Source organism: Streptomyces sp. NPDC004134, from assembly GCF_042874195.1.
GTDB lineage: Bacteria > Actinomycetota > Actinomycetes > Streptomycetales > Streptomycetaceae > Streptomyces.
This window is the reverse complement of sequence record NZ_JBIAMS010000001.1, coordinates 353,216-368,193: the sequence shown is the minus strand read 5'-3', so window position 1 is coordinate 368,193 and position 14,978 is coordinate 353,216. Positions and strand designations below refer to the sequence as shown.

At 74.0% G+C, this 14,978-nt stretch carries 12 protein-coding genes; 6 read left to right on the top strand and 6 right to left on the bottom strand.

From position 1 onward, the window contains the following. Nucleotides 1–103: 103 nt before the first annotated feature. Complete coding sequence (locus tag ACFYVJ_RS01610) at nucleotides 104–646, top strand: DoxX family membrane protein (protein WP_388885407.1); 543 nt, start codon at nucleotides 104–106, stop codon at nucleotides 644–646. Nucleotides 647–696: 50 nt separating this feature from the next. Here the strand turns inward: ACFYVJ_RS01610 and ACFYVJ_RS01605 are convergent, their stop codons facing one another. Next, on the bottom strand, nucleotides 697–1,206 hold the full coding sequence (locus ACFYVJ_RS01605) for a hypothetical protein (protein ID WP_388885403.1): 510 nt from the start codon (nucleotides 1,204–1,206) through the stop codon (nucleotides 697–699). Further along, nucleotides 1,193–2,566 (bottom strand): PspC domain-containing protein, encoded by a 1,374-nt coding sequence (locus tag ACFYVJ_RS01600; protein ID WP_388885400.1) that lies wholly within the window; start codon nucleotides 2,564–2,566, stop codon nucleotides 1,193–1,195. The genes ACFYVJ_RS01605 and ACFYVJ_RS01600 overlap by 14 nt, the downstream gene beginning before the upstream one ends. A gap of 132 nt (nucleotides 2,567–2,698) precedes the next feature. On the opposite strand from ACFYVJ_RS01600, the gene ACFYVJ_RS01595 reads away from it, so the two are divergent. Both ACFYVJ_RS01595 and ACFYVJ_RS01590 read left to right on the top strand, forming a co-directional pair. After that, entirely contained in the window at nucleotides 2,699–4,000 is a 1,302-nt protein-coding gene (locus ACFYVJ_RS01595; protein WP_388885397.1) for a PspC domain-containing protein, read from the top strand. A 40-nt stretch (nucleotides 4,001–4,040) separates the two neighbouring features. After that, nucleotides 4,041–4,796 (top strand): LuxR C-terminal-related transcriptional regulator, encoded by a 756-nt coding sequence (locus ACFYVJ_RS01590; RefSeq protein WP_388885394.1) that lies wholly within the window; start codon nucleotides 4,041–4,043, stop codon nucleotides 4,794–4,796. A 35-nt stretch (nucleotides 4,797–4,831) separates the two neighbouring features. On the opposite strand, the gene ACFYVJ_RS01585 is transcribed toward ACFYVJ_RS01590, so the two are convergent. Further along, the gene (locus ACFYVJ_RS01585) at nucleotides 4,832–5,881 is read right to left on the bottom strand and encodes an NlpC/P60 family protein (protein WP_388885391.1); all 1,050 of its coding nucleotides are present in this window, start codon (nucleotides 5,879–5,881) and stop codon (nucleotides 4,832–4,834) included. Nucleotides 5,882–6,191: 310 nt separating this feature from the next. Between ACFYVJ_RS01585 and ACFYVJ_RS01580 the strand changes: the two genes are divergently transcribed. Next, complete coding sequence (locus ACFYVJ_RS01580) at nucleotides 6,192–6,545, top strand: hypothetical protein (RefSeq protein WP_388885389.1); 354 nt, start codon at nucleotides 6,192–6,194, stop codon at nucleotides 6,543–6,545. Nucleotides 6,546–6,592: 47 nt separating this feature from the next. Here ACFYVJ_RS01580 and ACFYVJ_RS01575 read toward each other — a convergent pair whose 3' ends face one another. Beyond that, nucleotides 6,593–7,753: an NlpC/P60 family protein gene (locus ACFYVJ_RS01575; RefSeq protein ID WP_388885386.1), complete on the bottom strand. Its 1,161-nt coding sequence runs from the start codon at nucleotides 7,751–7,753 to the stop codon at nucleotides 6,593–6,595. A gap of 244 nt (nucleotides 7,754–7,997) precedes the next feature. Between ACFYVJ_RS01575 and pcrA the strand changes: the two genes are divergently transcribed. Continuing rightward, nucleotides 7,998–10,439, top strand: coding sequence for a DNA helicase PcrA (gene pcrA, locus ACFYVJ_RS01570; protein ID WP_388885383.1), 2,442 nt, complete (start codon nucleotides 7,998–8,000; stop codon nucleotides 10,437–10,439). Between the two features lie 69 nt (nucleotides 10,440–10,508). On the opposite strand, the gene ACFYVJ_RS01565 is transcribed toward pcrA, so the two are convergent. Continuing rightward, nucleotides 10,509–12,386 (bottom strand): M23 family metallopeptidase, encoded by a 1,878-nt coding sequence (locus ACFYVJ_RS01565; protein WP_388885380.1) that lies wholly within the window; start codon nucleotides 12,384–12,386, stop codon nucleotides 10,509–10,511. 289 nt (nucleotides 12,387–12,675) lie between these two features. Here ACFYVJ_RS01565 and ACFYVJ_RS01560 point away from each other — a divergent pair, with 289 nt between their 5' ends. Further along, the gene (locus ACFYVJ_RS01560; protein ID WP_047017636.1) at nucleotides 12,676–13,089 is read left to right on the top strand and encodes a cobalamin B12-binding domain-containing protein; all 414 of its coding nucleotides are present in this window, start codon (nucleotides 12,676–12,678) and stop codon (nucleotides 13,087–13,089) included. A gap of 81 nt (nucleotides 13,090–13,170) precedes the next feature. Here ACFYVJ_RS01560 and ACFYVJ_RS01555 read toward each other — a convergent pair whose 3' ends face one another. Continuing rightward, nucleotides 13,171–14,871, bottom strand: a complete 1,701-nt coding sequence (locus ACFYVJ_RS01555; RefSeq protein WP_388885377.1) for a DUF5691 domain-containing protein — start codon at nucleotides 14,869–14,871, stop codon at nucleotides 13,171–13,173. Nucleotides 14,872–14,978: the final 107 nt, after the last annotated feature.

The window sequence follows — 14,978 nt, the reverse complement described above, 5'->3', positions numbered from 1 at the left end:
GGTTGAGCGTTCACGAAACGCTTTACGTATCCCCTCCCACACATGAAGTATCGGCGCCGGGGCGATCACCGGCACGGTCCACGGCAGGAGAGGCGGACTACACATGGCACAGGACCAAGCGTCCGGCACCACGGTTCTCGGGAGGGTGCCCCAGGGAGAGCCGCCCGGTGGGCTCCGCGCCGCCGCCGCCCGGTTCGCGCTGCTGCCGCTGCGGATCTTCCTCGGCATCACGTTCGTCTACGCCGGCTTCGACAAGCTCACCGACGACGTGTTCCTCGACGCCAGCGGCCCCGGCTCGCTGCACAACACCCTGGACACCCTGCCCGACGTCGCCATCCCGGCCCTGGTGGACCTGGCGCAGCAGGCGCCCACGGAGTTCGGGATCGCCATCTCGCTCGGCGAGATCGCCGTGGGGCTCGGCACGCTCGCCGGGCTGTGGGCGCGGCTGGCGGCGGCCGGCGGGGCGCTGCTGTCCATGACGCTGTGGTTCACGATGAGCTGGTCGGCGGACCCGTACTACTACGGCCAGGACCTGCCGTACATGATCGCGTGGATTCCGCTGATCCTGGCGGGCGCGCCGTACTGGTCGCTGGACTCGGTGCTCGCCGTCCGCCGCCGCCGGAAGGGCCAGCAACTCTTCGCCTAGCGCGGCCGCTTCGGCATCCGCGCCGGGTCACGCACCGGCCGTCCCCGCCGCTACGCCCGGCTCCCCGGCCCGCGCCGCCGGCCGCTCCCGTCCATGTCCCTGTCCGCGTCCCCGTCCCCGTCCCTGACCGCGTCCCTGACCGCGTCCGCGTCCCCGTCCGCCGTCCCGTTCCCCGAAGAGCCACCGGCGTCCGAGTCGTCCGCACCGTCCGCACCGGAGCGGTCCGTGCCCGGGCCGTCCGCGTCCCGGGCGCCGAAGCGGGCGTCGTACGTCCCGCGCAGCTCGTCCATCGGCAGCCCCCGCAGGTCCGCGCCTACGTCCACGTCCGGGTCCCGCGCCGCCGCCGCGCGCGCCTCCCGCGCCCGCCGGCGTGCGCGGCGCGCGCCGTAGCCGACGGCGGCGACCAGCCCGGCCAGCGCGAGCCCCGGCGGCACCACGGCCAGCGGCACCCAGTCCGGCTGCCGCAGCGCGTCCCCCGCGTCGAGCAGGGCGAACGCCGCGCCCGAGAGCAGCACGAGCCCGGCGACGAGCTTCGCGGGCTCGAACCTATGACGCCGCACGCTGGACCTCCAACTGCCCGATCGAGACCGTCAGGTCCAGCACCAGCGTGCCCTTGGGGGCCCCGGACCCGCCGGCCGTGGGCTCCAGCACCGTCGTGCGCTCCTGCCGCGGGGAGACGTCGATGTCGCCGTCGCCCCGGTCCCCGCTGCCGGTGGCGGGCGGGAGCTGCATGTCGCCGATGTCGACCCGGGAGCGCACCTCCACGCGTACGTCGTCGGGGACCCGCACCGTCAGTTGGCCCAGGCCCACCTGGGCCGCCGTCTCGACCCGCCGGCCCTTGTCCAGATCGAGCCGGCTGAGGTCGAGCCGGGCCTCGCCGCTGCCCAGCTCGTAGCGGTCGCGCACGTCCGCGGCCGCCGCCGGCTCCCAGTTCCGCGTGCCCCACTCCGCCGTGATCGTGTCGGGCAGCCACAGCGCGACGGCCAGCAGGACGGTCGTCAGCAGCGCCCAGAAGGCGGTGCCGCCGCCGGTGCGGCCGAACCAGGCGCTGAGCGTGAAGCCCGCGCCGAAGACGGCCAGCGCGCTGCCCAGGCCGTACGCCAGGGTGGTGCCCAGGGGCCCAGCACTCCAGGTGGCGCTGATGACGACGGCGCAGGTGCCGGCGGCGGCGAGGAACGTCCAGCCGCCGATGCCGGCCGCCTCGTGCTCGTCCCGGCCGCCCGGCGGCGCCGTCTTCTGCGCCCGGAAGCCGGCGCCCGGAGGGCCGCCCGGGACGGCGTCCTCCGGGCCCTCGCCGTCGTCGGGGCCCCAGAGGTAGGGCGGGAAGTCGCCGTCCTTGGTGAGCGGGTCGCGCCACCAGGACGGGGAGTACGGCACGGGCGGCGGCGCGGTCTCCGGCGGGGCGTCGGCCACGGCGTGGGCGGTGGCGTCGTCCACCGGGACGCCGTCGGCGGCCAGCTCCTCGGCCTCGCGGCGGTGGTGCGACCAGTAGGCGGCGCCGCCGAGGCAGAGGAGCAGCAGGGCGGCGAAGAAGTGGGTGTCCGTGGAGTTCAGCACGGACAGGAACAGGCCGCAGCCGACGATGGCGAACAGCAGCGCCGTCAGCGCCGAGCCCTCGACCCGGCCGGACAGCAGCCGGCGGCCCTCGCTGTCGTCCTCGCCGTCCAGCGGCATCAGCAGCCAGGCGAAGCCGTACGCGACGAGGCCGAGGCCGCCGGTGGCGGTGAGCACACCGAGGACGACGCGGAAGATGACGGGGTCCATGCCGAAGTACTGGCCGAGGCCGCCGCAGACGCCGCCGACGACCTTGTAGCGGCGGCTGCGCCGCAGCCGCGGCCGCCCGGGGGCCCCGTCGGGCGGCCCGGCCGCCGGGGTCCCGGCGGTGCCGCGGCGGCCCGCGCCGGCGCTCGTGTCCGTCATGGGTCCATGGTGGCGGACGCCGCCGCGGCGCGGGAGGCGGGACTACCCCGAGCCCACCCTGAAATCCTCCCGGGACCGATGGGGGGCCAACCCTGATGCCAGAGCCGCCCCACCCGTGTGACGATGCATGGCATGACCGCCCCCACCGCCGCGCCCGCTCCCGAGGGCGCCGCTCCGCCCGGCGGCCCGTACGACCCGTACGAGCGGCCCGTCAGGCGCCTGTACCGCAGCGCCGACGGGCGCTGGCTCGGCGGCGTCGCGCGCGGCCTCGCCGGGCACCTGGGGCTGCCGGTGTCGTGGGTGCGGATCGTCTTCCTCGGCCTGCTCATGGCGAACGGCCTGGGCGTGCTGCTGTACGCGGTCTTCTGGTTCGTCGTCCCGCTCGGCCAGGGCGGCAGAGCGGAGAAGCCGCTCGCGGACGTCGACGCCGACGGGCGCAAGCGGCTCCGCAAACCCGACAAGGGGCAACTGCTCGCCCTCCTCGCCCTGCTCATCGGCGCCGGCATCTTCGCCGGCAGCCTGGACCTGGGCCGCTCCAACGCCTTCGTCTGGCCGCTGCTGCTCATCGGCGCCGGTGTGGCCCTGGTGTGGCGCCAGGCGGACAACGCGCGGCGGGCGAAGTGGGCGGCGGTCACGCGGCGGAAGAAGTTCCTGCCGCTGGCGCGCGGCGCGGCCGGGGTGCTGCTGGTCGGGGCGGGGGTCAGCGCGATATTCGTCATGCAGGGCTCCACGCGGCACATCGGCGCGGTGGTGCAGGCGTCACTCGCGGTGCTGGTGGGCGTGGCGCTGCTGGCGGGGCCCTGGCTCGTACGGATGGTGCAGGACCTGTCCGAGGAGCGGCTGATGCGGATCCGGGCGCAGGAGCGCGCCGAGGTCGCGGCCCACGTACACGACTCCGTGCTGCACACCCTCACGCTCATCCAGCGCAACGCGGACAACGCCGGCGAGGTGCGCAAGCTGGCCCGCGCGCAGGAGCGGGAGCTGCGCACCTGGCTGTACAAGCCGGAGGGGACCGGCAAGGACGAGGAGGAAGGGGCCGGGCCCGGGACGCTCGCCGAAGGGGTGCGCAAGACGGCGGCGGAGGTCGAGGACTACCACGGGGTGCCGGTGGAGGTGGTGTGCGTCGGCGACTGCCCGCTGGACGAGAAGCTCAGTGCGCAGTTGCAGGCGGCGCGTGAGGCGATGGTCAACGCGGCCAAGTACGGTGGCGAGGCGGGGCCGGTGCAGGTCTTCGCGGAGGTCGAGGGGCGGCAGGTCTTCATCTCGGTGAAGGACCGCGGTCCCGGCTTCGACCCCGACGCGGTCCCGGCCGACAGAATGGGCGTACGCGAGTCCATCATCGGCAGGATGGAGCGCAACGGCGGCACCGCCCGGCTGCGCACGCCGGCGGGCGGGGGCACCGAGGTGGAGCTGGAGATGGAGCGCGCGGAGTGAGGGCGTACGCGGACGCGGTGGGCGCAGTGAGGAGCGGACGATGACGGACGACGCAGCGGGCGGGACCCCGGCGGCGGGGACCCCGGCGGCCGGGATCCAGGCGGGCGGCGCGGGCCCGGAGGAGGGCCGCAGGGTGCGGGTCGTGCTCGTCGACGACCACCGCATGTTCCGGGCCGGGGTGCAGGCGGAGATCGGGGTGACCGAGGAGACCGGCGTCGAGGTCGTCGGCGAGGCGGCGGACGTCGAGCAGGCCGTGACGGTCATCACCGCCACCCGCCCCGAGGTCGTGCTGCTCGACGTGCACCTGCCGGGCGGCGGCGGCGTCGAGGTGCTGCGCCGCTGCTCCGGGCTGATGGGGGAGTCGCCGAGCGGCGAGGCGCCGGTGCGCTTCCTGGCGCTGTCGGTGTCGGACGCGGCCGAGGACGTCATCGGCGTCATCCGCGGCGGCGCGCGGGGTTACGTGACGAAGACCATCACCGGCACCGACCTCGTCGACGCGATCTTCCGGGTCTCGGAGGGCGACGCGGTGTTCTCGCCGCGGCTGGCAGGCTTCGTCCTCGACGCCTTCGCGTCGACGGACGCCCCGCCGGTGGACGAGGACCTGGACCGGCTGACGCAGCGGGAGCGGGAGGTGCTGCGGCTGATCGCCCGGGGGTACGCGTACAAGGAAGTGGCGAAGCAGCTCTACATCTCCGTGAAGACCGTCGAATCGCATGTCTCGGCGGTGCTGCGCAAGCTCCAGTTGTCGAACCGGCACGAGCTGACGCGCTGGGCGACGGCCCGCCGCCTGGTCTGACGGACCGCCCCCGGCGACTCCTCGCGCCCCCGCGCTCAGGCGGGGCGTACCGCGGTCACGAACGGCATGGAGTCCACCGGCGCGTAGCGCACGGTCGCGCCCGGCCGGGGTGCGTGGATGATCTGGCCGCCGCCCGCGTAGATGCCGACGTGGCTGAGTCCTGAGTAGTAGAAGACCAGGTCCCCGGGCGCCAGCGCGGATTGCGGGACGGTGCTGCCCGCCGCGGCCTGGGTGTAGGTCGTACGCGGCAGGGAGACGCCCGCGGCGCCCCAGGCGGCCTGGGTGAGTCCCGAGCAGTCGAAGGCGGCGGGGCCGACGGCACCCCACACGTACGGGCTGCCGACCGCGCCCTGGGCGTACGACACGGCGCGCGCGGCGCGGGCGTTCGGCGCCTGCACCGGCCCGCGCGCGGCGCCGCGCGCCGCCCGGTCGCCCGCCGCGCCGCCCGCGCCGCCGTGCCCGTCGGCGCCGAGGACGGCGTCGCGCTGCTCGGCGGTGAGGGTGTCGAGCAGTCCGCGGGCCTCGGTGAGCTTGTCCTCGATCGCGTCCTTGTGCCGCTTCAGCGCCGCCCGCGCGTCCTTCAGCTCCACCAGCCGGTCGCGGGCCTCCGCGCGCACCTGCTCCACCTCCCGCAACTGCCGCCCGACGCCTTCGAGCGCGGTGGCCTGCCGGTTGCCGACCCGTTCGAGCAGGGCGGCCTGGCGCAGGTAGTCCTCCGGCTCGGCGGAGAGGGCGAGTTGCACGGTGGGGTCGGCGGTGCCGTTGCGGTACTGGGCGGTGGCGAAGGAGCCGAGGGCGTTGCGGGCGTCGTTGAGCCGCGCGGTCTTGCGGGCGGCCTCGTCGCGGAGGTCGTCCAGGGCCCGTTCGGTACGGTCCGCCTTCTCCTTGACGCCGTTGTACTCCTCGACGGTCTGCTCGGCCTCGTGGTGCAGCCGGTCCACCTTGGCCCTCACCTCCGCGGGGGCCGGCCGCGGGTCGGCGTGCGCGAAGCCGCCGAGCGCGGTGGCGGTGGCGGCGCCGATGAGCACGAGCGCCCCGGCGGTACGGGCCGTGGCCTTGCTGTGGGACGCCACTCGGGCGTTCACCCCTTCCTTGCGGTCCGGCGGCGGCCCGCACGGGGGAGCGGACCGCCGCCGGCTCTCGGCGGGGGTGGCCGGCTGCCGCGCCGGTGACGCGGGCGGCGGTGAGAAGCCGACCACCTGAGCGGAGACGCTAAGCCGAGGGCGCGGCGCGGGAGGAGGGGATGAAAGAGACTTACCGGACCTGTCTGGCGGTGACAAATCGTGATCGGGCGAACACGGTCTACTGATCTGCGGGTTGGCATCCGTGACCGATGTTCCGGAAGTGGTCACCCCCATTGGGGCGAGCTGTTACGGACCGCTACGCTCGCGTCTCATGGATGTACTCATCAACCTCTTCGTCGCCTCGCACATCATCGGTGTCGCCGCGCTGCTGGGCGGCTGGCTCACCCAGTTGAAGTCGTTGAGCACGGGCGACGTGCGTATCGCGCCCTCGATGGTGCACGGCGCGCTGGTCATGCTGGTGACCGGATTCCTCCTCGTCGGTCTCAACGAGGCCGACGACGTGGAACTCGACCAGACGAAGATCAGCGTCAAGAGCCTGATCCTGATAGTGATCCTCGTCATGGTCTTCATCAAGCGGAAGGAAGAGCGCATCCCGAAGCCCTACTTCGCCGCCATCGGACTCCTGACCATGGCCAACGTCGTCATCGCCACCACCTGGACCTGACGGCCGGACCGTTCTTCCGGTCCCCGACCCCCTGCAACCCCACGCCTTCAGGCCGGGCGCACCCCGCTGTGGAACGGCATGTAGTCGATCGACTCGTACTTCACGTCGTCGCCCGGCTTGGAAGCGTGGATCATCTGCCCGTTGCCCACGTAGATGCCGACGTGGCTGATGTCGTCGTAGAAGAAGACCAGGTCGCCCGGCTGCAGATCCGCCTTGGCCACCTGCGTGCCGGCGTTGACCTGGTCGTAGGTCGTACGCGGCAGTGAGATGCCCGCCTCCCGCCACGCGGCCTGGGTCAGGCCGGAGCAGTCGTACGAGTCCGGGCCCGTGGCCCCCCACACGTACGGCTTGCCCAACTGGGCCTCGGCGAACGCCAGCACCTGCTCCGACTTCGAGGGTCCTGGGTCCGCGGGCGGCGGCTCCTCCTTCTGCTCCTCTTCCTGCTGCTGCTCCTGCTCGCGCCGCTGCTGCTCGCGGCGCTCCTGCTCGGCCTGCTGCTGCCGCTCCAACTCCGCCTGGCGCGCGGCCTCCTGGGCCTTGCGCCGCGCCTCCTCCTCGCGCTTGCGCTCCAGCTCGGCGAGGCGCTCCTTCTCCGCCTCGGTGAGCCGGTCCAGCACCTTGCGCGCGTCGGACAGCTTGGTCTGGACGTCCTGCTTGGACTCCTGGAGCTGCTCCTGCGAGTCGGTGAGGCTGCGCAGGCTCTCCTGCGCCTCCGTGCGCTTCTTGGCGGCCTTGGCCTGGCGCACCTGGAACTGGTCGACCGCCGCCTTCTCGCGGTTCGTCAGCCGCTCCATGAGGTGCGCCTGGTCGAAGTAGGTCTGCGGGTCGGGCGCGAGCATGAACGTCGCGGTGGGCGTGATGCCCCCGGTGCGGTACTGGGCGGCCGCGAGCTGGCCCAGCTCGCGCCGCGACTCGTTGAGCCGCGCGGTCTCCTTGGCCACCTCGTCGAGCTGCTGCTCGACCCGGGTGCGCTGCTGCGCGGTGCGCTCCTTGGCGCCGTTGTAGCGCTCGGTCGCCCGCTCCGCCTCGTGGTAGAAGTGGTCGACTTCCTTCTGCACGTCCTCGATCGACCGCTCGGCCGGGGTCGCGCCGGCTTCCTGGGTGAGAAGCGTCGCTGAGGCCAGCGCCGCGGAGCCGACGCCGACGGCGGTACGGCGCCCCGCCGGCGACTCGAGGATCCGGGTCCGCGGCTTTCGGTGGGAAGCCAAGGCAGGCCACTCCTTCCGTCCGGGCAGTGCCGTGCACGGTAGCCACTCGGTGGGACTGCTGTGAAGTCTGATGTTCGATATGCCCGAAACCGTTTCGTGATCCGGGGAACAGTTCCCCTGCAAGGCGGACATCCCGGTCGCGCGGTGCGGCCGGCCGCCGGGACCCCCGCCCTGTCGCCCGGCGGGGGTGGAAAGCGGCCTGCGGGAGTGGGTTGTCGGTGCGGCGCCCTAGACTCTGTGGACGATGAGCAGCCTCTTCGACGACAGTCATCTCGCCCTCGCCGCGAGCACCCCCGAGTCGTACTACCGCGATGGCGCCCCCCGCCCCGTGACGGACCCGGAAGCGCTGCTCACGGGGCTGAACGAGCAGCAGCGCGCCGCCGTGGAGCACACCGGCTCGCCCCTGCTGATCGTCGCAGGCGCCGGCTCGGGCAAGACCCGGGTGCTGACCCACCGGATCGCGTACCTGCTCGCCAAGCGGCGGGCCCACCCCGGCCAGATCCTCGCCATCACCTTCACGAACAAGGCGGCCGGGGAGATGAAGGAGCGCGTCGAGGAGCTCGTCGGTGCGCGCGCGAACGCGATGTGGGTCTCCACCTTCCACAGCGCCTGCGTGCGCATCCTGCGCCGCGAGTCGAAGAAGCTGGGCTTCACGTCCTCGTTCTCGATCTACGACGCCGCCGACTCGCGCCGGCTGATGGCCCTGGTCTGCCGGGACCTGGACCTCGACCCGAAGCGCTATCCGCCGAAGGCGCTCAGCGCCAAGGTCTCCAGCCTGAAGAACGAGCTGATCGACGAGGAGAGCTGGGCCGCCCAGGCCGTCGACGGCTTCGAGAAGACCCTCGCCGAGGCGTACGCGCTCTACCAGTCACGGCTGCGCGAGGCCAACGCGCTGGACTTCGACGATCTGATCATGACGACCGTGAACCTGCTGCAGGCGTTCCCGGACGTCGCCGAGCACTACCGCCGCCGGTTCCGGCACGTGCTGGTCGACGAGTACCAGGACACCAACCGGGCGCAGTACATGCTGGTGCGCGAGCTGGTCGGGCCGCCGGCCGAGGCGCCCGCGGAGGAGGACGGGGCCGCGGCGGAGGACGGGGGCGCGGGACGTACGGCGGGCCCGGAGGGACCCGCGGAGCTGTGCGTCGTCGGCGACGCCGACCAGTCGATCTACGCCTTCCGCGGCGCCACCATCCGCAACATCCTGCAGTTCGAAGAGGACTACCCGGAGGCGCGCACGATCCTGCTGGAGCAGAACTACCGCTCCACGCAGACGATCCTCAACGCGGCCAACGCCGTCATCGAGCGCAACGCCTCCCGCCGCCCCAAGAACCTGTGGACGGACGCGGGCGCCGGCGCCCGCATCGTGGGCTACGTCGCCGACACCGAGCACGACGAGGCGCAGTTCGTCGCCGACGAGATCGACCGGCTCTCGGACGCCGGCGAGGCGCGCGCGGGCGACGTCGCCGTCTTCTACCGGACCAACGCCCAGTCCCGTGTCTTCGAGGAAGTCTTCATCCGCGTCGGCCTGCCGTACAAGGTCGTCGGCGGCGTCCGCTTCTACGAGCGCCGGGAGGTCCGCGACGTCCTCGCGTACCTGCGCGTGCTCGCCAACCCCGAGGACTCCGTACCGCTGCGCCGCATCATGAACGTGCCGAAGCGCGGCATCGGCGACCGCGCCGAGGCGATGATCGAGGCGCTGGCGCAGCGCGAGCGGATCTCCTTCCCGCAGGCGCTGGTGCGCGTCGACGAGGCGTACGGGATGGCGTCCCGCTCTGTCAACGCCGTCAAGCGGTTCAACACGCTGATGGAGGAGCTGCGCACGGTCGTGGAGTCCGGCGCCGGGCCCGCCACGGTGCTGGAGGCGGTGCTGGAGCGAACGGGCTACCTCGCCGAGTTGCAGGCGTCGACGGACCCGCAGGACGAGACCCGTATCGAGAACCTGCAGGAGCTGGCCGCCGTGGCCCTGGAGTTCGAGCAGGACCGCGGCGAGGAGGGTCCTGGCACGCTCGCCGACTTCCTGGAGCGCGTCGCGCTGGTCGCCGACAGCGACGAGATCCCGGAGGAGGAGACGGACGGCTCCGGCGTCATAACGCTGATGACGCTGCACACCGCAAAGGGCCTGGAGTTCCCCGTGGTGTTCCTCAGCGGCATGGAGGACGGCGTCTTCCCGCACATGCGGGCCCTCGGCGACGTGAAGGAGCTGGAGGAGGAGCGCCGGCTGGCGTACGTCGGCATCACGCGCGCGCAGCAGCGGCTGTATCTGACGCGCTCGGTGATGCGCAGCTCGTGGGGCCAGCCGTCGTACAACCCGCCGTCGCGCTTCCTGGACGAGATTCCGCCGGCCTATCTGGAGTGGCGGCGCACGGGCGCCTCGGCCACCCGGGGCGGCGGCGGCGGGGGGCGGTCGCCGATGGAGTCCGCGGCGGCGGCGCTGGCGTCGTCCACGTCCTCGGCCTCGGCCCGTACCCGGCAGGGCCCTTCCGGCTTCGCCACGGGGCGGGCGACGGAGCGGCCGGTGATCGCGCTGTCGGTGGGGGACCGGGTGACGCACGACCAGTTCGGGATGGGGACGGTCGTGGAGGTGTCGGGCTCGGGCGCGAACGCGCAGGCGACGATCGACTTCGGCGACGGGGGACGGACGAAGAAGCTGCTGCTGCGGTACGCGCCGGTGGAGAAGCTGTAGGGCCCGTGCGCCCGCGGTGTCCGGAGGCCGACGCGGTGCGTACGTGCCGCGCGGCCTGCTGCGGGTCGCCTACTGCGGGTCGAGGCCCTTCTCCTGCAGCCAGGCGAGCGGGTCGATGGCGGAGCCGCCGCCGGGGTGCACCTCGAAGTGCAGGTGCGGTCCCGTGGAGTTGCCGGAGTTGCCCGAGTAGGCGACGACGTCGCCCGCCTGTACGGGGCCGGTGGTGATGGCGTAGCTGTCGAGGTGGGCGTACCACGTCTCGGTGCCGTCGGCGGCGGTGAGGACGAGCATGTTCCCGTACGAGTAGTCGTAGCGGGTGGTGACCGTGCCGTCGGTGGCGGCCTTGACCTCGCTGCCGTACGAGACGGGGAAGTCGATGCCGGTGTGCACGGACATCCAGTTGACGCCCGCCTGGCCGTAGTACGCGCTGAGCCCGGGGCTGTCGACCGGGACCGCGAACTTCGGGCGCAGCGCCTCCTTGCGCGCCGCCTCCTCCGCCTCCCGCTTCCGCTCGGCCTCCTGCTTCTCCTTGAGGTCGATGCGCTCCTGGGTGCGGCTGGCGCGGTCGGCGAAGTCGTCGGCGTCCTCGGTGACGCCGCGAAGCTGCGTGTCGAGCGCGGCGTTGGCCTTCGAGGTCTTCGCGGACGCCGTGTCCGCGGCCGCCTGCGTCGTCTTGCCGTCGCCCTCGGCGCCGCCCTTGCCGGTGCCGGTGACGGTCGCCGCGGCGACCCCGGCCACGCCGACGACGGCGATGGACGGCACGGCCACGGTCAGCAGCGCGGAGCGCTTGGGACAGCGGCGGCGGGCGCGTACGGCGCGGCCGACGGGGACGCCGGCCGGCCGGCGCGCGGCGCTGGGGGCGGGTGCGGGGTCGGCGTCGAGCGTCGCGGGGGTCCCGGGTGCGTCGGGGTGGTCGAACCCGTCCGGCTTGCCGGGGCCGTGGACGCCTTCGGCGCCGTCGTGCTCGGCGAGGGCGGCGAAGTCCCAGGCGGAGGTCGCGTCGGGGTCGGTGTGCGCGGCGTTCGCGTAGTCCGGGGCGTAGACCGCGTGCTCGTCGTACGCGGCGGTGGCCGCCGCGGTGTCGGCGAACGCCTCGGGGTACACGGTGGCTTCGGCGTACGCCGTGGCGTCCGGGTACCCCGTCGCGTCCGGGTACCCCGTCGTGTCCGTGGCCGCCTCCGCGTACGCCGAGGTGTCGTAGTGGCCGGTGTCCCAGCCGGCGGCGGAGTCGTACTGCGTGCCCGCGTGCTGCGGGACTTCGTGCTGCACGGCTTCGTACTGCGTACCGTCGTACTGCGTGCCGTCGTACGCCGCGGCCTCGTGCTGCGTGCCGTCGTACTGCGCGGCATGCGCGGCATGCGCGGCCTCGTACTGCCCGGCCTCGTACTGCGCGCCGGTGTCCCACTCGGACCACTCGCCGGTGGTGTTCCACTGCCCGGCCGGAGCGCTCGCCGAGGGATAGCCGTAGTCGTAGTCGTCGGCCGGGCCCGCCTGCCGCGGGATGCCGCCCGCCGGAATGCCGGCGGCCGGGGTGTCGGTGGCGGCTTCCGTCCAGAGCGCGGAGACGTCGTAGCCGCCGGAGGCGTGGGCGTCGGCGGCGTAGGGATCGGCCGTGCCGTACAGGCCGTTCGCGCCGTACGTGCCGAAGTCGGCGGACTGCGTGCCGGTGTCCCACGACGGGGCGGCGTCGGGCGTCAGATAGCCGCCGGCCTCGTAGCCGGTGGTGGCGTAGGTGCCCGAGTCGTACGCGGCCGATTGGCTCGCGTCGTAGCCGTCATAGCTCTGGTCGTAGCTCTGATAGCCGTGATGGAGAGGCTCTTCACCGGAACCGCCGCCGTGGCCGGAGGTGTCGTAGCCGTACCCGAAGCTGTCGAGGCTTCCATAGGCGGAGGCGTCGCCAGCGGGAGAGGCCGGGGTGGGGAAGCCCGGCGGGGGACGGTCGTTCACCACTTCTCTTTCGCCTCGGGAGCAGGAGACTGCCGCGACTGTACCGGGCGTCCCACGGCTCGACAATCTTTCCTTGGTTTCGCCGGGGCGCGTTCGGGGCACTTGCCCGATTTTTCGAGTACCCGAGGGTAAGACCGGGGCCACGGCTGTCCGATTTGCCGGTGGCCGCCCGTGTGATTTCCCCCTCCCCGGATGTTGCGGTCGGCCGGGGTGCGGGATGCTGGGGATAACGTTCGTTCACACCCTCGAAGGACTCACGGACGCGCGGGACGGCGCGATGGAGGCAGCGATGAGTGGCACCGGTCCGATCCGCGTGGTGGTGGCCAAGCCGGGACTCGACGGCCACGACCGCGGGGCCAAGGTCATCGCGCGGGCGCTGCGCGACGCCGGCATGGAGGTCATCTACACGGGCCTGCACCAGACGCCGGAGCAGATCGTCGACACCGCGATCCAGGAGGACGCCGAGGCGATCGGCCTCTCCATCCTCTCCGGGGCGCACATGACGCTCTTCGGCAAGGTCGTGGAGCTGCTGCGGGAGCGGGACGCGCTGGACATCAAGCTGTTCGGCGGCGGGATCATCCCGGAGGACGACATCCCGCAGTTGAAGGGGCTGGGTGTCGCGGCGATCTTCACGCCGGGCGCGGCGACCACCGAAGTGGTGGAGTGGGTGCGGACGCACGTGCGGGAGCCGGCGGGCGCGTAGGGCGTACGCCCCGAGGGCGCGCACCCGGTGGCGCGTTGCGCCACCGGGAGCGGCGGGTGACCGTCTGCGCGCCCCGGTCCGTCAGGGCCGCAGGGCGGCGGGCGCGGTCAGCTCGTCGCGCATCGCCGCGCGTATCCGCAGGGTGGCGACCAGCCGCTGGAACGCCTCCGACCAGTACCCGGCGGCGCCGGGCGAACTCTCCTCCGCCTCCTCGTGCATCGCGGCCAGTGGTTCGAGGCGGACGGCGTACGAGGGGTCGAGGCAGCGCTCCGCGAGGCCCATCACGCCGCTGAAGCTCCACGGGTAACTGCCGCCGTCCCGCGCGATCTCCAGGGCGTCGACCACGGCCCGGCCCAGCTCCTCCGGCCACGGCACGGCGCAGGCACCGAGGAGGCGGAACGCCTCGGACAGGCCGTGCGCCGCGATGAACTCGGCGACCCACGCGGCCCGTTCCGCCTCGGGCAGCGCGGTGAGCAGCCGCGCGGGGTCCCGCCCGGGGACGTGCTCGCCGCCGCCCGACGCGCTGCCGGGTGCGGGGATGCGGGCGGGGGAGGGCGGGCCCGCGGTGAAGGGCGGTGGCTCGTTCGGCGGCGAGGTCGGGGCGGTGCCGAGGAGGGCGCGGGCCCAGGCGGCGTCGTGCTGCCGGGCGGCGGCGCGGCTCCAGGCGGCGAGCAGGTCGGGCCGCCAGCCGTCGGCGACGGGCAGGTCGATGACCTCCGCCGGCGTCCGGTCGTCGAAGACCTCCGTCCACACCGCCAGCGGCGCCGCCGCGACCAACTGCCCGAACCACCACGACCGCTCGCCCATGCCCGCCGGCGGCGTCGCCACGATCCCGTCCCGCTGCATGGCGGCGTCGCACTCGTACGGCGCCTCCACCGCCACGACCGGCGGCTCCTCGCTGCGGTCGAGCACCACCAGCGACCGCACCCGCGCGGCCATCCGCCCGGCCAGCGCCGAACCGGGGAGCCCGGCGAGGAGTTCGGCGGCCGCCGTCCGTACGCCGCGGCTGCGGTCGGCCAGCGCGTCCTCCAGGAACGGCTCGTCGGCGAGGGACAGCCCCGTGCGCAGCAGTTCCACGAACGCGAGCCGGTCCTCGGCCTTCTCGGCCGGCCAGGTCGTCGTCAGCAACTCGACGGCGCCCGCGGGGTCGGCCCTGCGCACCTCGGCGAAGAGCGCACCGCGCACCTGGCTGGTCCCCGGCCCGCCGGTCCGCGGCCCCTCCTCCCACAGCGCGCGGACGGCGCCCGCGTCGCGCGGGTCGGGCAGCGCGGGCCCGGCCGCGCCGTCGCGCAGCAGCGGCGCCCACTGCGGCGCCCGCTCGGCGAGCCACAGTCCGCGCGGCCCGGCGAGGGCGAGCGCGTGCGGCCGCAGGTCGATACGGGCCCGGGCGGCGTCGAGCAGCGCGGGCAGCAACTCGGGCGGCGCCTGGTAGCCGCACTCGACGGCGTGCCGCAGCCACTCCGGTATCAGCTCGGCGAGGTCGGGCGAGGGCCCGCGGCGCCGGGCGCCGCCACCCGTACCGGAGCGGTCCGCGAGCAGCCCGGCGAGCCGCCGCCGCGCGGCGGCGGGCAGCCGGGGCCGCGGATCGTGCGCGGCGGGCTCGGGCAGCCGCCGCGCGGGCCCCGGCACGACCCCCGCCCGCCGCCGCACGGTGGCCGCGGCGGCGGCGTCGAGCAGCGCCCCCTCGTCGACGCACCGCCGCCCGCCCCCCACGACAGCCGCTCCGACCAACTCGCCCCAGTCCTCGAAGACCTGCGTCCTCGCAGCCGTCCCCGCCGTCATACGCCCCCCTCGGAAGACCCGCACTCCGCCCGAACCCCGCACCCGTGCGCCCACGCCACGGCGGCCGCCGCCCGTCCCTCACGTCTCGCGCCCCGCCGGCCGGCCCC